The organism is Pelobacter seleniigenes DSM 18267 (genome assembly GCF_000711225.1).
Lineage (GTDB): Bacteria > Desulfobacterota > Desulfuromonadia > Desulfuromonadales > Geopsychrobacteraceae > Seleniibacterium > Seleniibacterium seleniigenes.
Genome location: NZ_JOMG01000002.1, coordinates 253,228 through 271,601, shown reverse-complemented (window position 1 = coordinate 271,601; position 18,374 = coordinate 253,228). Strand labels below are relative to the sequence as shown.

The 18,374-nt window shown below is 57.9% G+C and carries 16 protein-coding genes; 12 read left to right on the top strand and 4 right to left on the bottom strand.

The genetic code is table 11. From position 1 onward, the window contains the following. The first annotated feature begins 23 nt into the window (after positions 1-23). The 3 genes from N909_RS0103885 to N909_RS0103875 are packed head-to-tail and all read left to right on the top strand — an operon-like array spanning position 24 to position 2,969. Positions 24-1,082 carry a TRAP transporter substrate-binding protein gene (locus tag N909_RS0103885; protein WP_051689500.1) on the top strand — a complete coding sequence of 353 codons (1,059 nt, stop codon included), beginning with the start codon at positions 24-26 and terminating at the stop codon, positions 1,080-1,082. Between the two features lie 29 nt (positions 1,083-1,111). Beyond that, the gene (locus tag N909_RS0103880; protein ID WP_029911670.1) at positions 1,112-1,630 is read left to right on the top strand and encodes a TRAP transporter small permease subunit; all 519 of its coding nucleotides are present in this window, start codon (positions 1,112-1,114) and stop codon (positions 1,628-1,630) included. Beyond that, positions 1,614-2,969 (top strand): TRAP transporter large permease, encoded by a 1,356-nt coding sequence (locus N909_RS0103875; RefSeq protein WP_211253918.1) that lies wholly within the window; start codon positions 1,614-1,616, stop codon positions 2,967-2,969. The genes N909_RS0103880 and N909_RS0103875 overlap by 17 nt, the downstream gene beginning before the upstream one ends. Before the next feature lie 125 nt (positions 2,970-3,094). Here N909_RS0103875 and N909_RS0103870 read toward each other — a convergent pair whose 3' ends face one another. After that, the gene (locus N909_RS0103870; protein ID WP_029911665.1) at positions 3,095-3,646 is read right to left on the bottom strand and encodes an NADH peroxidase; all 552 of its coding nucleotides are present in this window, start codon (positions 3,644-3,646) and stop codon (positions 3,095-3,097) included. Between the two features lie 252 nt (positions 3,647-3,898). Between N909_RS0103870 and N909_RS0103865 the strand changes: the two genes are divergently transcribed. After that, entirely contained in the window at positions 3,899-5,323 is a 1,425-nt protein-coding gene (locus N909_RS0103865) for an alkaline phosphatase (RefSeq protein WP_029911661.1), read from the top strand. An 81-nt stretch (positions 5,324-5,404) separates the two neighbouring features. Continuing rightward, positions 5,405-6,598 carry a YibE/F family protein gene (locus N909_RS0103855; RefSeq protein WP_051689499.1) on the top strand — a complete coding sequence of 398 codons (1,194 nt, stop codon included), beginning with the start codon at positions 5,405-5,407 and terminating at the stop codon, positions 6,596-6,598. A 134-nt stretch (positions 6,599-6,732) separates the two neighbouring features. Here the strand turns inward: N909_RS0103855 and N909_RS25550 are convergent, their stop codons facing one another. Continuing rightward, positions 6,733-6,903: a hypothetical protein gene (locus tag N909_RS25550; RefSeq protein ID WP_155005858.1), complete on the bottom strand. Its 171-nt coding sequence runs from the start codon at positions 6,901-6,903 to the stop codon at positions 6,733-6,735. Positions 6,904-7,703: 800 nt separating this feature from the next. Then, positions 7,704-8,366, bottom strand: a complete 663-nt coding sequence (locus tag N909_RS0103840; RefSeq protein WP_029911655.1) for an SDR family oxidoreductase — start codon at positions 8,364-8,366, stop codon at positions 7,704-7,706. A 227-nt stretch (positions 8,367-8,593) separates the two neighbouring features. Between N909_RS0103840 and N909_RS0103835 the strand changes: the two genes are divergently transcribed. Further along, on the top strand, positions 8,594-9,475 hold the full coding sequence (locus N909_RS0103835; RefSeq protein WP_029911653.1) for a DMT family transporter: 882 nt from the start codon (positions 8,594-8,596) through the stop codon (positions 9,473-9,475). 39 nt (positions 9,476-9,514) lie between these two features. Here N909_RS0103835 and N909_RS0103830 read toward each other — a convergent pair whose 3' ends face one another. Further along, on the bottom strand, positions 9,515-10,978 hold the full coding sequence (locus N909_RS0103830; RefSeq protein ID WP_029911650.1) for a sigma 54-interacting transcriptional regulator: 1,464 nt from the start codon (positions 10,976-10,978) through the stop codon (positions 9,515-9,517). Between the two features lie 178 nt (positions 10,979-11,156). Between N909_RS0103830 and N909_RS0103825 the strand changes: the two genes are divergently transcribed. From N909_RS0103825 to N909_RS0103795, 6 genes are all read left to right on the top strand, one after another. Further along, positions 11,157-13,196 (top strand): VIT domain-containing protein, encoded by a 2,040-nt coding sequence (locus N909_RS0103825; protein WP_051689498.1) that lies wholly within the window; start codon positions 11,157-11,159, stop codon positions 13,194-13,196. 66 nt (positions 13,197-13,262) lie between these two features. Continuing rightward, complete coding sequence (gene rrtA, locus N909_RS0103820; protein ID WP_029911645.1) at positions 13,263-13,937, top strand: rhombosortase; 675 nt, start codon at positions 13,263-13,265, stop codon at positions 13,935-13,937. Positions 13,938-14,183: 246 nt separating this feature from the next. Beyond that, entirely contained in the window at positions 14,184-14,612 is a 429-nt protein-coding gene (locus N909_RS0103815) for a response regulator (RefSeq protein ID WP_029911642.1), read from the top strand. 472 nt (positions 14,613-15,084) lie between these two features. Next, positions 15,085-16,134 (top strand): anthranilate phosphoribosyltransferase, encoded by a 1,050-nt coding sequence (trpD, locus tag N909_RS0103805; protein WP_029911636.1) that lies wholly within the window; start codon positions 15,085-15,087, stop codon positions 16,132-16,134. Next, a complete protein-coding gene (gene trpC / locus N909_RS0103800; RefSeq protein ID WP_029911633.1) occupies positions 16,131-16,922 on the top strand; it encodes an indole-3-glycerol phosphate synthase TrpC in 792 nt (263 codons plus the stop codon). The genes trpD and trpC overlap by 4 nt, the downstream gene beginning before the upstream one ends. 70 nt (positions 16,923-16,992) lie before the next feature. Then, positions 16,993-18,351, top strand: a complete 1,359-nt coding sequence (locus N909_RS0103795) for a TrpB-like pyridoxal phosphate-dependent enzyme (RefSeq protein ID WP_029911630.1) — start codon at positions 16,993-16,995, stop codon at positions 18,349-18,351. The last annotated feature ends 23 nt before the right edge of the window (positions 18,352-18,374 follow it).

Here is an 18,374-nt window from a genome sequence, read left to right as displayed (position 1 = left end):
TAACGAACGAGGAGGTAAATACCATGAGAATCCGTATCTGTCACTCCGGAGTAACGGCGGTTGTTCTGGCTGCGGTCGCCTTGGCCCTGATCCTGTTGGCGGTGCCGGGCTTTGCGGCCAAGGACGGGAAGATTATCTGGAAATCGTCCGGCCATGGTCCCGCCTCGGATCCGTCGCAGATTTTCCACGACAAGCTCTGCCAGGCCATTACCAAGGCCACGGGCGGTCGGTTGACGGTCAAACCCTTTGTCGGCGGCTCGATTGTCCCGGCCTACAAAGAGGTGGACGCCATCGATCAGGGCGTGCTGCAGATGGGTTACACCTGCCCCATGTACAATCTTGACAAGTGGCCTGCCGCGGGGCTGATCAGTTCGCGTCCGGGCGGCCTGCCCGGCGAGGCTCTGCGGACCTGGTTCGACTATGGCGGTGGTGCCGAACTGATGAATAAAATGATGGACGGCTACAATGTGATGACTTTCCCCGGCGCGCTGGCTCCGTTGCCCGAAGAAGTTTTCTTCCACTCCAAGGTCAAGATCGAATCGTTGGCCGACATCAAAGGTCTCAAAGCCCGTTGCATGGGGGACGGCGGTGAAATCCTCAAGCGCATGGGCGCGGCAACGGTCATTATCCCGGGCGGCCAGCTCTATGAAGCCATGCAGCGGGGCACCATCGACGCCTTCGAATATTCCACCCTGGCTTCCAACTGGAACATGCACTTCAACGAGGTTGCCCCTTATGTCTATCTCTCCCCCAGCCGGGCACCCAGCGACCCCCAGGTGATTTTCGTCAACAAGGACGCCTGGAACCAGCTGCCGGAGGATCTGCAGACCATCGTCCAGGCGGTCGTCGCCAAGTTCACCCAGGATCAGCATCAGTATCTGGTCAGTGAATCGATCAAGGCCGTGGACAAATTCCGCGGCGCCGGGAACCAGGTTTACAAGGTTCCCAAGGAGATTGAAGACGCCCTGCAGGCTGAGGCCGATAAGTTCTATGCCGAAAAATCGAAATCCGAGGCCCCGATTTTTGCGGAAATCTATAACTCCATGAAATCCTTCGGCGAGGCCTATAACGCCATCAAGTGAGTCTGAATTCCTCGAACCGGGAGTTGCGTATGACTGTTTTGATCAAAATTCTGCATGGCATCGATTGGCTGAGTGAAAAATCGGGGCAGGTAGGTAAATGGTTCGCGCTGCTCCTGGTTCTGGTCGGCTCCTTTGAAACCATTTCCCGACACTTTTTCGATGCTCCGACCATCTGGGCCTACGACTCCATGTGCATGGCCGGGGGTGTCATTTACCTGCTGGGAGCCTCTTATAACTATCTGCATGATGCCCATACCAGGGTCGATCTGTTCTATATGCGCGGCTCGCGGCGGACCAAGGCCCTGATCGATATGATCTGCGCCCTGATCCTGTTTTTCCCGTTGATGATCATTATGTTCAAGCTGGCGGTGGTGTGGGCGGTCAAGGCGTGGCGGATTCATGAGGTCATGTTCAACAGTTTCTGGTATCCGCCGGCCGCCCCCTATCGCACGGTTTTTGCCCTTGGTCTGCTGCTGTTGATTCTGCAGGCTCTCGCCAAATTTATCCGCGATTTCTACCTGGTCGTGAGAGGTGAAGACATTGATTGAACTCAGCGCTGAAATAGTTGCTTTTCTGATGTTGGGGGGCGTGTTCATCCTGGTCCTGACCGGCTTCCCGATTGCTTTCGTGATCGGCAGTGTGGCGTTCATTGTCGGCAACCTGGTGTTCGGACCGACCACCACTTACCATATTCTTTATTCGCGGTTTTACGACCTGTCGCTGAACTACCCCTATCTGGCGGTGCCGTTATTCACCTTCATGGGGGTTATTCTCCAGCACTCGGGGATTACCAAGGATCTTTATGAAAGTCTCTACGAGGTGCTGGGGCGGTTGCGCGGTGGGTTGGCGATTGTCACCGTGGTGTTCGGGACGATTCTAGCCACCTGCCTGGGAGTGATTGCCGCTTCGGTCACCATTCTGACCCTGATTGCCCTGGGGCCGATGGTGACCCGCGGTTACGACAAACCCCTGGCGGCTGGCACCATTGTCGCTTCGGGTACCCTGGGGATCCTGATTCCGCCCAGCATCATGCTGGTGGTCTACGGACCGCAGGCCGGAATCTCCATCGGCCAGATGTTCATGGGCGCGGTTTTCCCCGGGCTGCTGCTGGCTTTTGCCTATGTCACCTATGTCATTGTCCGTTGCTGGTTGAATCCCGCCCTTGGACCGGCGCTGCCGGCTGACCAGCTGACGCCTTTTTCCATGCAGAAAGTGTGGCGGCTGTTGAAATCGCTGGTGCCGCCGATTTTCCTGATCCTGGCGGTGCTCGGGACGATTTTTTCGGGGATTGCGCCGCCCACCGAAGCTGCTGCCGTCGGTTGCCTGGCTGCGGTGCTGCTGGCCGTCGGTTACGGGAAGTTCAGCATCGGCCTGCTTAAGCACGCCTCCATCGAAACCCTGCGGGTGAGCGCCTTTGTGGTGATGATCGCGGCGCTCTGTTATGCCTTTGTCGGGGTCTTCATGAGCGCCGGCTCCGGGGATGTGGTGTCCAGCCTGATTCTTGCGGTTCCCGGCGGCAAATGGGCTTCCTTCGCCATGATCATGGCCATCGTGTTTCTGCTTGGGCTGTTTATCGAATGGATCGGCATCGTCTTCATCATCGTGCCGATTTTTTCGCCGATTCTATCCGAACTGGGGTTTAATCCCCTTTGGGCCGGGATGATGATCTGCATCAATCTGCAGATGGCGTTTCAGACCCCGCCCATGGCCATGTCGATCTTCGTCCTCAAGGGGACCGCTGCGCCGGAACTCGGTTTGACCATGGCCGACATCATTCGCGGGGTGATTCCCTTTGTCCTGATTATCATGGTTGTGCTGTTCTTGTGTACGCTCTTCCCGCAGATCATCACCTGGCTGCCGGAAAAGATGATCGGCCCGGCCCATTGAGCAGTTGAAAGAAGGCTTTTCCTGGACCTACGGGGGGATTAAAACACTTCAGCCCCTGCAAAACTGCAGGGGCTGAAGTGTTTTCAGCGCAAATGATCCGGCCCGGATAGGGGCGGGAAATAACTTTATTTGCCGAAGTAACGCTTGAGCAGGCCGGCAAAAGCGGCGCCGTGGCGGGCTTCGTCTTTGCACATTTCATGCACGGTGTCATGAATAGCGTCAAGGTTGAGTTCCTTGGCGCGGGTGGCTAGTTGTTTTTTTCCGGTACAGGCGCCATGCTCGGCATCGACCCGGGCCTGCAGGTTAGCCTGAGTGTCGGCAACCAGGACATCGCCCAGCAGTTCGGCGAACTTGGCAGCGTGCTCGGCTTCTTCCCAGGCGATCCGCTTGTAGGCTTCGGCGACTTCCGGGTAGCCTTCACGGTCAGCCTGGCGACTCATGGCCAGGTACATGCCGACTTCGGTGCACTCGCCGGTGAAGTTCATTTTCAGGCCTTCGATGATTTCCGGATCAACATCTTTGGCAACGCCAATGCGGTGTTCGTCGGCCCACTGCAGGGCAGCGCCGGCATCCTGTGCGGTGAATTTAGCCGCTGGAGCCTTGCATTGCGGACATTCCGCCGGTGCACAGTCCCCTTCATGAACATAACCACAAATCGTACAGACAAATCTCTTCATTGGAGCAACTCCTTCATAGGGTAAAATATTACAAAATTGGTCGCGATTATACCGGTTGAGATTTTTCTGTCAAGCCCAGAAACAAGGAATGGGTTCTTCTTTGCGCCGAGCGAGGGGCCGGGACATCTTTACACCGTTTTTTATTGATATGCTAACCCCAGCCTAACCTGTGGGGTATTCACTGCGTATAAAGCACGGTCAGTTCGGAAGGTTCTCTCATTGCATCCAGGTATTTTCAGGGAGGTTAGGTTGATGAAACGGTTAAAAATTCTATTGTTAGCATCGCTGTTGTTGTTGCTCGGAGCCGGTCAGCTGTTAGCCGCGACACCGAAGTATGTCTTTTATTTCATCGGTGACGGACTTGGGGCCTCGCAGCGGCAGGTCGCTGAATATTATGCCCAGCAGGTTGCCGCCAATCCCCGCCTGAAGCTGGCCATGAACCAGATGCCGGTGGTCGGGATCAATACCACCTATTCCAGCGACACTCTGGTCACCGATTCTGCCGCGGCCGGAACCGCTTTGGCGACCGGATATAAAACCAATAACGGCATCATCAGCGAACTCCCTGACGGCCGGGTCGTCAAAAGCCTGATGGAAGCCGCCCGGGAACAGGGTTGGGCCACCGGAATCGCGACCACCACCCGGCTGACTCATGCCACCCCGGCGGTTTTTGCCGCGCACAACATCTCCCGCGATGCGGAAAATGAGATTGCTGCCGATATGGCGGACAGCGGCGTCGATTACCTGGTCGGCGGCGGTTTCCGTCATTTCGTCAAACAGGGGGGCGCGTTCAAATCAAAACGCAAAGATTCGCGAGACCTGGTCATGGAAATGGCCGACAGCGGTTATCAGACCTTTGTCGGGGAACAGGCTGCGGGGTCTTTCCTGGCGTATAAGCCGCAGGCCAACGCCAAGGTTTTTGCGGCGTTAAACTATTCGCACATGCCTTATGAACTCGACCGGATCAACGCTCAAGACAGTCAGTCTCCGGCATTGTCCGCGATGGTGGAGAAGGGGATCGAGGTGCTGCAGAGTCATCACCAGCCGTTCTTCTTCATGGTCGAGGCGGGGCGTATCGACCACGCCTGTCACGCCAACGATATCGCCGGTTCGATCTATGACACCCTGGCTCTGGATGATGCCGTCAAGGTCGCGCTGAAATTTTATCAGCAATACCCGGAAGAGACCCTGATTGTTCTGGTCGGCGACCATGAAACCGGTGGCCTGGGGCTGGGGTTTGCCAAAAACTATTTCCTGAAAATGACTGCGGTGCAGGCAACCAAAGCCTCCATCGAAGATGTCATGGATAAGGTTTACACCGGCGATGTCGATGCCTATCTGCGCATCGTTGCCGAGCGCTTCGGCCTGGCCGATATGACCCCGGTCGAGAAACAACGGCTGATCGCTGCCGCCAAACAGCAGGACACCGGTGCCAAAGATGCTGCTCTCTATGGGTCCTATTCGCCGACCCAGGTGGCTGTCGCGCATATCCTCAGCGAACGCGCCAATGTTGAGTGGACGACCTTTGCCCATACCGGCACACAGATTCCCATGGGCGCCGTCGGGGTCGGGGCCATGCAGTTCATGGGCTTTAAAGACAACACCGAAATCGCCAGGACCTTGGCTGATCTACTGCATTTCCAGCTCAGCGATGTGCAGGTGGCCATGGCGCAGTAATGAAAAAAAGCGCGACATTTTGCTGATCAGAAAAGGGCAGGGCGCAGCGGAACGATCCGCTGCGCCCTGTTGGTAAAAGCAATGACAAAAAGAAAAAGAACAAAACTGCACAAAGCAAGCTTGGGGCTGATGGTGCTTCTGCTGATGGCCATGGGGGCGGCCTGGTTCAGCAGGGGAGAAGCCCCTGCTCAGGACGATCAGGCCCTTGAATTGTGCGGGGTCGTGACCGCCGTCGACAACGCCGAGGTCATTCGCTCCAGCGTCGGTCATCTCGGCAGCCAGCAAGTGACCCTGCTGGTAACTGGCGGCAGTCATAAAGGGGAGGTTGTCGAGGCGGACAATTCCCTGATCGGGTCTCTGGAAATCGACGAAATGTACAGCCCGGGCGACACCGCAGTGATCGCTGCACGTGTCGCCCAGGGGCACATCAGCTATGCGAAAACCATCAGCCAGTACCGGCAGGGGGGCGAAGCCCGGCTGTTCGGGCTGTTTGTGCTGCTGCTCTTGCTTTATGCCGGAACGGTCGGGTTCAAGGCGCTGCTCAGTTTCATCGCCAGTGTGGCGATTCTCTGGAAGTATCTGCTGCCCGGTCTGCTGGCCGGACAGAACCCCCTGATCCTGACCGGGGTGACGCTGACCTTGCTGACGGCGGTGATTATTTTCCTGGTTGGGGGCTGGTCCCGCAAAGCAGTTGCAGCAACCTTTGGAACCTTGGCCGGGTTGGCGGTGACTTTGCTGCTGACTCTGCTGTTTGGCGACCTGCTCCAGGTCAATGGCATGACGGCTCCATTCGCCCCAACGCTGGTTCTTTCCGGTCATTATAATCTGGATATGCGGGAGATCTTTTATGCCGCGGTGGTGATCGGGGCGTCCGGTGCGGCCATGGATATTGCCATGGATGTGGCGGCAGCCATGTATGAGGTTAAACAGGCCAAGCCGGACATCAGCCTGACCGCCCTGCTTCGGTCCGGCTTCAATGTCGGCCGGGCGGTGGTCGGCACCATGACGACAACCCTGCTGTTGGCTTATTCCGGTGGTTATCTGACCATGTTGATGCTGTTTGTTTCCAAGGATACTTCGTTGGTGCGGATTCTTAATTTCAAAATGGTGGCGGCGGAAATCTTTCGGACCCTGGTCGGCAGTATCGGCCTGGTCATGGTGGCACCGTTGACCGCGATGATCGCGGCGTGGCTCTATCAGGGGGAACTCCAGGGAATTTTTCAGGTATGGCGCGGGAAATTGCGCTTTCCCACCCCGCACAAAATCAATGACTGAGCGTTTCGCCGGCGGTTCTGTGCAGCGGCTTTTCAAAGGTGGTTCTTCCTTGCCACGGCAAAACCGCTTTGCAGCCAAGCCGGTGATTCGAAAGCGGCAATTGCCGGGCAAGGGTGGGTGGGCCGTTCCCTCTGCTATTGGAGCTGCCCCTGGATTTTTTGCAGCACCTCTTTGCGCTCTTTCAGGCGATCACGGTATTCAGTGGAATCGGTATGATAGATTTCGTCATGCAACCGATCCAGGCTGGCGGACAGGGTCTGCTCCAGGATCTCTTTTTCTTTGCTGTTCAAGGAAATAGTAATCATAACTTACCTCCAATCAAGGCTGGTTATGGCTGTACTTCCATTATAGCAGGCTGTTAGCAGCCTGCCGAGCCCATGGCTGGGCGATCAAAATCAATCACGCCTTTCAGAATCATTGATTTTGTAAGGTGGAGGACAGCGCTGAATGGCGCTAGTGTCCCGTTCGGTTAATTATTTGTATTAATTTTGAGTCATTTTTGTTGCTGTCAAGGCGGGCCGCAGCAAGCCTAGCTTAGGCTAGTTGCCATCCGGAAACTCCGAAGGGCAACGGCTAAGTTTTCAGATTGGAAACGAGCAATTTTTCGTTGTGGCAAGGACATCAAGGGGATGCGCGGAGGCGTAGTCCTTTACGCCGCACAAGAAAACCCGCAGATTGACACCGCCACAGCGGAAAAGGGCCGTTTCCGGATGAAAACTAGGTTAAGCCGAGAAGGCAGAACGTAGACAGCGGCAAAAAGGACCGAAATTGGAATAGAGAACTAACCGTACGGGACACTGGTTTAAGAGTCGCTGGCAGCAAAACCGGGACTGTCCCCGCACGGGGGCTGTCCCAGGTCTTTGCGGTGCTAACCGCTACGGCTTTCATGGCCCGCAAACTCTTGGGACAGCCCCCGATGACCCTGGGGACAGTCCCGAGTTTACTGCAAAGTTGCTTAAACAAGCGACATTCAGGACAGCGCGCTTTTCTCCGCCGGGTTTGGAAATGGCCAGGGATGGACTTCTTCAGCAACCGGATAGACCATGCGGAAGTGTTTGTCGTTCCCTCCCACCGGGAATCCCCGAGCGGTCATTCTTTGTTCATTTCACCATGGGAGTTCTTCCCCATTGCTGTGCCAGAAAGAGCCACTGTTATCCAGGTTGAGGGAGGCGATTCTTGCCACCAACCCTGCTGCGGACTCCTCCGGTTCAATCATGCCGCCATAGTTGACCATGCGGGTTTTGACAAACCCCGGATGCAGTTGGGCGACGGCGATGCCGCGCTGTTTCAGGTCCATGGCCAGGGAGCGGCCTAAGGCGTTGAAGGCGGCTTTTGAAGCCCGGTAACCGTAGCGGCCGCCGGAATCGTTGTCGGCAATCGACCCCATACGGCTGGTGATGTTGGCAATCTTGCTGCCGTTGCGCAGGTTCGGCAGCAGCGCCTCGCTGACCCGCAGCGGGGCAAAGGCATTGACTTCCATCTGCAGGCGCAGGGAATCGAAGTCGATGCTGCCCAGAACTTCATTCTGCATGACGCCGGCATTGTTGATGAGCAGATCGATGGTCTGCCCGTGCAGGGCGCTGACCAGGCGGGCGACGCTGGCCGGGTCGGTCACATCAATGGGGGAGATCACCTGGCTGGCAACTTTGTCAAGTTGGGGGGAGGATTCCCGGCACACCCCGGTGACCCGCCAGCCTTCCTGCTGATAATGTTTGGCCAGGGCCAGGCCAATTCCCCGATTGGCTCCGGTCAGGACGACATGTTTCATTGCTGATGCTCCTTTCGCATGAATTTGTAGCCATGCTGCCCTGCGGCCGGGCTGTTCGATGGCGGTGAGGCGGGCACCTGCCACGAGCCCTCGCTCTGTTTGGCAGCCTGGCTTGTTTTCAGTATACCAGGCCGGCTGGTCCGAGCACCGGGACTGATCGGGCTTTCTTTTCCGGACCGATTTCGTTATAAAAATCATATCCTCTTTTCTTCTGAAAGATATCTCACATGAATGCTCGGGTTCGTTTTGCCCGGCCCCAGCTGTCCCGTCAGCTGGTTGGCTGGTTCGCTATTTTCTGTTCCGCATTTTTTTTCTATCTGGCCACCCTGATCATCCGCCTGGCAAAAAGCTATGTGGTCATCGATTCGGCTTATTTCGTCTTTGCCCGTTTTCTGCTCGGGTTTGTCATTGTCGCGGCGACCATGGCGCTGCAGCAACAACGTATTAAGCCACGCAAGTATCAGCTGCTGATCGGCCGAGCCGTGGCCAACAGTATCGCGGTGTTCTGCTTCTTCAAAGCCGTGGATATGGGGTCGCTCGCCGAGGCCAATATCCTCAATATGACCTATCCGCTATTCGTTGCCGTGTTCTCGTGGTTTTTTCTGCGCGGGCAGCGCGATCCCGTGACCATGGGCATTGTCGTGATGGCCTTTGTCGGGATCTGGATGGTCCTTGCCCCGGATGATTTTCACTTCGGGGTGGCCAATCTGTGGGGGCTGGGTTCCGGGATCTCCGCGGCGGTGGCGATGATTTACCTGAATGTCAGCCGCCGCCATCATGATTCGCAGACCATTCTGTTCTTCATGTTCGGGCTGGGCTCGGTGCTGATCTTCAGTCTGTTCCATCAGGCGATTTTTCTGCCCGATGCCACGGAGTTGTTCTTTCTGGGCAGCTGCGCCCTGGCCGGGATTCTCGGCCAGTATCTGATCACCTACGGGTTTTTGTATGTCACGGCGGTGGAAGGTTCGATCATCTCCTCGACCAGAATTCTGCTGGCCGCTATCCTCGGACCGCTGCTGATCGCCGAACCCGCCCTGACCCTGGCCGGCTGGTGCGGGGCTTTGCTGATCTTTGTTGCCAATGTGGCACTGGCGGTCAGGCGCTCCTGAGCGAAGCACCGTAAAGTTATTTTGGGGGAGGGGCGCCGATCAGTCCTGATCCTGGATATGTTTCTTGACGGTGCGGCGGTCGAGGCCGGTTCTGCGGGCCACTTCTTCATAGCTGCCGTAGCGTTGGTGCAGCTGGCGGCAATAGTGGGACAATAGTTGCCGGGCGCTCAGCTCTCCTGCTGCGACCAGGGTCGGCAGGCTCTCCTGGGCGGTGGGGGTGGCGAAGGGATCGCCCGTGTAGCGGCCGGAGAGCAGAGTGCGGCGGATCGCCTGTTCCAGTTCGCGGACATTGCCGGGCCACGGGTAGTTGCTGGGTAAATGTTGCTGCAGAGCGCTGCGAATGTCCCGCACCTGATCGGGCTCGGCCTGGCCGAGAATCCGCTGCAGCACGCTTTTCAACAGGGGCTCCAGGGAGGCGGGATCTTCGGCGAGCTGTTGGCGCAGGGGTGGAACCTCGATAACATCGGAACAGAGTCGGTAGTAGAAGTCGTCCCGAAAACTGCCCTGGCGGCGCAATTCAGCCAAGGGGCGGTTGGTCGCGGCGATGATCCGGCCGCGAAACGGTTTGTTGACATGACTGCCGACCGGGCTGAAGCTGCGTTCCTGCAGCACCTTGAGCAGTTTGATCTGGACCGGCACGGTCACGTCGCCGATTTCGTCGAGAAAAATCGCTCCATGGGGGACACAGCGGGCGAGGATTCCCTGATGATTGTCCACCGCGCCGGTAAAGGCGCCTTTTTTATGCCCGAACAATTCCGACTCGATGAGATTCTCCGGAAACTGGGACAGGTTGATAGCGATGAAGTTACGGGTAAAGCTCTCGGCAAAGCGGGCGGTTTTTGGATCAAAGGGGATATAGCCCGAGCGACCGATCGCCGCCGCTGCTGCCCCTTTGCCGGTTCCGGTCTCACCTAGCAGCAGGGTGGAAAAATCCTCCATCCGGTCCCACAGGGCCGATTCATAGCGCTGCGCCTGGTGGGTAAAGATATTATTCCAGAGATTGCAGCGCAGCTGGCACATGGATGGACTGGTCCCGGCCAGTTGGCTGATGAAGAAAAAGGCTCTCCGCAGCTGGTAGAAAAAGGCAAAGTAGTGGCGTGCTTCGTCGGCCTTGAAGCCGAACTCCCGCAGGCGCGTCAGCAACTCCCCCGAAAACGGCACCGCACAAGGTTCGTCCCCTGCCTTGATCTGCTCTTGGATCAAACGGTCAAACTGGTCAATATACAGGTGAAACTGCTCGAACAGCAGGCCCAGGGCGAGAGCTTTGCGATCCTCGGGAGCGTACAGGGGCAGGTTGGCCTTGCCGACGCTTTGTAGGGTCCGGATGCGTTCTCGCACCGACGCGATGGCGGCCTGCAACTGCGGGCGCGACCCGCCGGTCAGTCCGGCCAGTTGCTCGTCCAGTCGATCGCGTTCTGCGCCGAAGGGATTGCTGAATGCAGCGGCGCTGACCAGTTCGAAAAAACGGCGCTCTTCGGAAGTGAGTTTTTCTATCACGCTCATGCATAAAATGTACTGCGCTTCGACACAAAATGCCAGAATTAGTTTTTCACCGCCTGGCCAGTACCTCCGTTTTTCAGGACAAATTATTGTGAAATAAGGGTGTTATCCTCTATCATCCAAACTGGCACAGCTCCTGCGATTGGAATGGGAAACCCATTCATGAACAGGAGGCCAGCTGATGTTCAGCATCATCAAACACACTATGAAGCGAATCCGCATCCCGTTGTTAACCCTCATCATGGTCGCGCTATGTGGCAACCCGGGGTGGGCGGCCGGCTTGCTGAAACCGATCGGGGCGGGCGCTGATGCCGCACTGGGGATCCGCTCCCACCGGGTCGAGGTCACCATCAACAACGGCTTTGTCCGTACCGAGGTCGACCAGGTCTTTGCCAATAGCGGCACCAGCCCGATTGAAGGGATCTACTCCTTTCCGCTGCCGAAGCAGGCGAGCCTGTCGGAGCTGTCACTCTGGGTCGCGGGCCGGGAAATTCTCGGCGAGGTGGTAGAGAAGGTCCAGGCTCGAAAGATTTATGCGGAACAGCAGGCCCAGGGGCAGCAGGTCGCCCTGGCGGAACAGCATGATTATAAGGCCTTCGATGTCCGGGTCGGCAATATCCCGGCGCAGAGCGAGATCCGGGTACGGCTGGTCTATTATCAGCCGCTGGACATCGATCAGAATGTCGGCCGTTACCTGTACCCCCTGGCGGAAGGGAATGTCGATGATCAGCGGATCGCTTTCTGGTCGGTTGACGACCGGGTGAGCGGGCCGTTCAGTTTTCATCTGCAGCTCAAGTCCGCTTTTCCCATCAAGGATGTGCGTCTGCCCGGTCTCGACAAGGAGGCCGTGGTCAGCACCGTAGCCGCTGACGAGGGGGGCGGCACGCTCATCGACGTGACTATCGACCGTCCCGAAGGGAGCGACCTGGGGCGGGATATCGTTTTCTACTACCGCCTTGACGATCAGGTTCCGGCCCGGATCGAACTGATCCCTTACAAGGCGCAACGGGAAGAACCCGGCACTTTCATGCTGGTGGTCACGCCGGCGGCTGATCTGCAGCCGATTGCGGAGGGGGTGGACTGGACCTTTGTCCTCGATACTTCCGGCAGCATGGGCGGGCACAAGATCGCGACCCTGACCGCTGGCGTCAGTCGCGTACTTGCGGCCATGCGCCCGGCTGACCGGTTCCGCATCATCACCTTCAACAACAGCGCCCAGGAGCTGACCAGCGGTTATGTTGCTGCTGACCCCGAGCAGGTCCGCCAGTGGAGCGACCGGGTCAAGGCTCTTCCGTCCGGCGGCGGGACCAACCTGTTCGCCGGGCTCGAGCAGGCTTATCGCAAGCTTGATAATGATCGGACCACCGGGGTGATCCTGGTGACCGACGGGGTTGCCAATGTCGGCCAGACCGAACAGCGGGATTTTCTGGAGCTGTTGAGAAAATATGACATACGCCTGTTTACCATGGTCATCGGCAACAGCGCCAACCAGCCGCTCCTGGAACGGTTGGCCAAGGAGTCCGGCGGCTTTGCCATGAACATCTCCACAGCCGACGATATCAGCGGCCGGCTGCTACAGGCAAAGTCGAAAGTGCTGCACCAGAACCTGCATGATGTCGAAATCGTTATCGACGGCGAGCGGGTGACCGATCTGACGCCGCAACAACCGGGCAACCTTTATCTTGGTCAGCAGCTGGTGCAGCTCGGCCGCTATCAGGGTTCGGGAGAGGTCACTATTCGCCTGCGCGGGAAGATTTCCGACCAACAACAGCAGTGGCAGACCCGGGCGGTTCTGCCTGAAATCGATCGAGACAATCCTGAGTTGGAACGGATCTGGGCGCTGGCCAAAATCGATGAGTTGATGACCCAGGTGCGCGACGAGGGGGAAAACGAAGCGCTGCGCCAGCAGATCACCGAGTTGGGGCTGCGTTATTCCCTGGTCACCGATTACACCTCGATGCTGGTGGTCAATGATGGCGTGCTGGAACGGGAAGGTCTGCAACAGCACAACGCCGAACGGGTCCAGCGGGAACGGGCTGCCCAGCAGCAGCGTGCTGCACAGCCGGTCACCAGTTACCGGGTCGATACCACGGCCGCCTCGACCGAGGGAAATTCACAAGGGGCTTTTGGCAATCGCCCCGCCCCGGGAATCGGTAGTGGCCCGGTCGGTTTGCTGGTGGTGCCTCTGGTGGCCTGGTTAAAGCGGCGTAAACAACAGTGACCGTGGTGAGTCCGGCAGGCAGAGCGGTTGCTGCTCTGCCTGCTCCGCTCGGATAAGGAGATAGTGATGTCGATGTTTATTGAGCCCAAAGTCCGGCCCGACCGGAAACTGTTGCGAATCGAGCTGTCAGCGGCCCGGTGGATGATGGTTGGCTGGTGCGCCCTGCTGATTCTGCCCAACCTCGGCTTGCTGGTGACCGGGGTTCCCGCGAGCGGGCTGATTTTTGATCCGGCCGAGGTTGCTGCAGGCCAGTGGTGGCGGCTGCTGAGCTGGCCGTGGGTACATGTCAGCCGTTATCATCTGTTTATTGATGGGACTGCCTTTCTCCTGCTTTATTCCGGCCTGAATGAAACGCGGCCCGGGCGGCGTTTGCTGCTGGTGCTGGCGAGTGCTGCCGGAAGCCTGGCCCTGCCGTTGGTCGGGTCCGCACAGCTGGAGCAGTTCGGACTGTGCGGACTGTCCGGAGTTGCCCATGGCCTAGCCGCGGTCAGCCTGCTGGAAATGTTGCCCGACCGCCGCCAGCGCGGCTGCGGGGCGGTCTTGTTCTGTGGCCTGCTGACCAAGGTGCTCTGGGAGTTGCAGAGCGGTCGCGCCTTTCTTGGCTGGTTGCATCTGGGGGAGATTGGTCAGCCGATTGTGGCCTGTCATGCCGGGGGTGTCGTTGGCGGGCTGCTGGGTTATCTTGTCCTGGCGCGTGGCCGACTGCCGGGACCGGATCCGGTTCCGACGGACAGGCGATAGGGTAGCTATTCCATATTGTGCTATCATGTGTTATGAATCTGGCGTCGTCAATTGCCGGCCATCAGGTTATTGGAAAAATCCATAGCAGGATTCTGTTCCGGCAGGGCAGAAAAAAGAGTTTTTTCTGCCTGACAAAATCAATAAGCAAGCTGTTTGTACCCGGTTTTGTTTGTCCTGCCATGGGTTTAGCCGGTTTGTTATCAGCTGCCCGCCGGACCAAACCTGTCGTCAAAGGGATGAATTCTTATGAAGCCACGGATAATCATAATCGAGGATGATGATTCCTGCCGCAATTTCCTGACCTTGCTGCTTGAACAGCATGGTTACGAAGTTGTTGCCTTCTCCGATCCGACCGTTTGTCCGGTCTATTCCAGTGTGGGCGATCCCTGCCCCCATGATGATGCGTGCGGTGATTTTCTGCTGACCGACAATCGGATGCCCCATGTCAGCGGGCTTGATTTTATTGCCGAACAGAGCCTTCGGGGCTGCAAGGGAGCACTGCAGAACAAGGCGGTCATGTCCGGCACCTGGAGTTGTGAAGAGCGGGAACTGGCCGAGCGGCTCGGCTGCCGGATTTTCGAGAAACCATTGCACGCCAGTGATCTGCTGGAGTGGCTGGAACGGCAGAAAACTCGGCTTAACCCGGAACGGAAACTGACCCAGTTCGCCGGCTAAAGAGTTGGCGTCCGGAAACTCTGGATGTCAACGCATAAGTTTTCAGATTGGAAACGGCCCTTTTCCCTGTTTTTTCTCGCCTCTTTCGTTCAGTCCGCCGCTGTGGAAGCTTTCTGTCCCCTGTTGGTTGTTTCGTGCATCACGGCCGGTCCTGTCCGGAGCGCGAACAGGTGCGAAGATGGCGATTTAATGATTATTGGTGATTTTTCAGGTTGAGATTGTTATTCTGAGGCGCTCGATCCTGTAAACCCTGTTCGTAGCGGCGTATTGCTGCTCTCCCCACGTGCTGGAGCCACAGAGTCGTAACTTTTCTCTGCACGGGAAACGGTGGCTGTTGCCGAGATACGACGGGATCAAGATGGCCGCTTCAAGGCGTTTGGTTTCTGGCCGAGACGCTTTCGACTATTTGGGGACCGGGGCTGACCAGGTTCATTCATCTGAAAACAGCCATTAACACATGGAGACTTGCAAGATGATCAAGGAAGCCATTGCCAAGCTGGTGGAACGCCAGGACCTCACTGAGCTGGAAATGATCGATGCCATGGATCAGATCATGGGCGGAGAGGCGACCCCGGCGCAGATCGGCGCCTTCATGACCGCGCTACGGATGAAAGGGGAAACCATCCCTGAAATCGTCGGTGCCGCCAGGGTGATGCGCTCCCGGGCGACGCCGATTCGGGTGGGCGATGTGGTTGATATTGATCGCGATGACATCAACCTGGATCGGGAAACGATTCTGGACACCTGCGGGACCGGCGGTAGCGGAACCCGCAGTTTCAATATTTCGACCACGGTCGCTCTGGTCGTGGCAGCCTGCGGCGGCAAGGTGGCTAAACACGGCAACCGCAGTGTGTCTTCATCCTGCGGCAGTGCCGATGTTCTGGAAAAGCTCGGGGTGAAGCTGGATATCGCGCCGGAGCAGGTTTCTGAATGCATCGAAAAGATTGGTGTCGGGTTCCTGTTTGCTCCGGCTCTGCACGGGGCTATGAAATACGCCATCGGGCCACGCCGCGAGATCGGTATCCGCACTATTTTCAATATCCTCGGGCCTTTGACCAACCCGGCCGGAGCCAATCGCCAGGTGCTCGGAGTGTTCCGTAAGGACCTGGTTGAGCCGCTGGCCAAGGTCCTGTTGAATCTTGGGTGTCGGCGGGGCTTTGTGGTCCATGGTAATGATGGGATGGATGAAATCACCTTGACCGGGCCGACCCTGGTCGCTGCTATCAGCGGCAATACCGTCGAAGTGCAATCCATCGAGCCGGAACAGTTCGGTTTCCGGCGCTGTCGGCTGGAGGAGCTGCAGGGCGGGGATGCGGAAGAAAATGCCCGGATCGTCAACGCCATTCTGACCGGCGAGCGTGGTCCGAAGCGGGATATTGTCGTACTGAACAGCAGTTACGCCCTGGTTGCCGCCGGCCTCGCTGGAGATGTCGACGCCGGCATCGAGCTGGCCAGTGCGGCCCTTGACAGCGGCGGAGCCAAAGCGACGCTGGATGAACTGGTACGGATGACCAATCAATGATACTTGAACGGATTTTAGCCACCAAACGGGACGAAGTCGCGGCCGCCAAAAGCCGTGAAACCATGACCGAACTGGCTGCCCGGGTCGGCGACCTGGAAGATCAGCCGCGCGGCTTTGCCCGGGCTCTGCGCAGCATGGCCGAATCGGGGGGGACCGCCCTGATCACTGAAGTGAAGAAAGGTTCCCCATCCAAAGGGATTATCCGCGCGGATTTCGATCCGCTGGAGATTGCGGAGATTTATCAGAATTACGGCGCCACCTGCCTGTCCGTGCTCACGGACCAGCACTATTTCCATGGTCATCTGCGTTTTCTCGGGCTGATTCGCGAGCAGGTCTCGCTGCCGCTGCTGCGCAAGGATTTTATCATTGATCCCTACCAGGTTTACGAGGCCCGGGTCGGTGGGGCGGATGCGATTTTGCTGATCGCCGCCGCCCTGGATGATGTTCAGCTTAATGAACTGGCCGCCCTGGCGCAAGAGCTGCGCCTCGACGTGCTGCTCGAAGTCCACGATGAGGCCGAGTTGGAACGGGCGCTGCGGGTTCCGGTGGAACTGATCGGGATCAATAATCGCGATCTGCGCACTTTTGTCACTGATCTCGGCGTGACCGAGCGGCTGGCGGGCCGTATCCCGAGACACCAGCTGGCCGTGGCGGAGAGCGGGATTCACACGCGGGCGGACATCGAACGCTTGCAGCAGGCCGGTGCCGGTGCTTTTCTGGTCGGCGAAAGCCTGATGAAAGAAGAGGATATCGGCGCCAAGCTGACAGCATTGCTGACCGGCTGTTGAACCAGGACCCGGCTCGGCCCCGTCCTGACGAGGTCCGGGATCGGTATACGGATGAAGAAGGGAACCGCATATGAAGCAGATCAAGTATCTTCTACCTGAGGACCGGATTCCGCAACAGTGGTATAACATCATCCCGGATCTGCCGGGGCCACTGGCGCCGGTGATTCACCCAGGGACGTTGCAGCCGGTCACTGCGGATGATCTGCTGCCGCTGTTTCCACCGGGCCTGATCGAACAGGAAGTCTCGACCGAGCGTTGGATCACTATTCCGGACGAGGTCCGGCAGATTCTGGCCCAATGGCGTCCCGCTCCCCTGTTTCGGGCGCGGCGCCTGGAGCAGTTGCTGCAGACACCGGCCCGGATCTACTATAAATATGAAGGGGTTTCCCCGGCCGGCAGTCATAAGCCGAACACCGCCATACCCCAAGCCTACTACAATAAAATCGCCGGGACCAGGCGGATTGCCAGTGAAACCGGCGCTGGCCAATGGGGCTCGTCCATTGCCCTGGCCTGCCAGATGTTCGGTCTTGAATGCACGGTCTACATGGTCAGCGTCTCCTATCGGCAGAAGCCCTACCGGAAAAGCATGATGCAGTTGTGGGGAGCCGAAGTGGTGCCGTCGCCGTCCTCCCAGACCGCGGCTGGCCGGGCGATTCTGGCCCGCGATCCGGACAGCAACGGGTCGCTGGGGATTGCCATCAGCGAAGCGGTGGAAGACGCCGCCAGTCACGAGGACACCCGTTACTGTCTCGGCAGTGTGCTCAATCATGTCTGCCTGCACCAGACCGTTATCGGATTGGAAGCTCGTGAGCAGATGGCTTTGGCCGGAGACTTTCCGGATGTGGTCATCGGTTGCCACGGTGGCGGTTCAAATTTCGCCGGGTTGGCTTTTCCGTTCCTGGCCGACAAGGCCGCCGGCAAGGATTTGCGCATTGTCGCGGTGGAGCCTCTGTCCTGTCCGACCCTGACCAAAGGCGTGTACGATTTTGACTATGGCGATACGGCCAAAATGGCGCCGATCTCCAAAATGTATACCCTGGGCCATGATTTCATGCCCCCCGGAATTCATGCCGGCGGTTTGCGCTATCACGGCGCCGCGCCGCTGGTTTCGCAATTGCTGGATGCCGGGTTGATCGAAGCCCGAGCGGTCGGGCAGGTGGAATGTTTTCAGGCTGCGGTCGATTTCGCCCGGGCTGAAGGGATTATCCCGGCCCCGGAATCGTCCCATGCCATCCGGGCAGCCATGGACGAAGCGCTGCAGGCCAAGGAAGAGGGGCGGGAGAAAACCATTCTGTTCAATCTTTCCGGTCATGGGCATGTCGATATGGCGGCTTATGACGCCTTCTTTGCCGGGGAGTTGGAAAATTACGCCTATTCCAGCGCGGCGGTGGAACAGTCATTACAGCAGCTGCCCAAAGTGGACTGCTGAAGGGGATTGCTGAAGGGGATTGC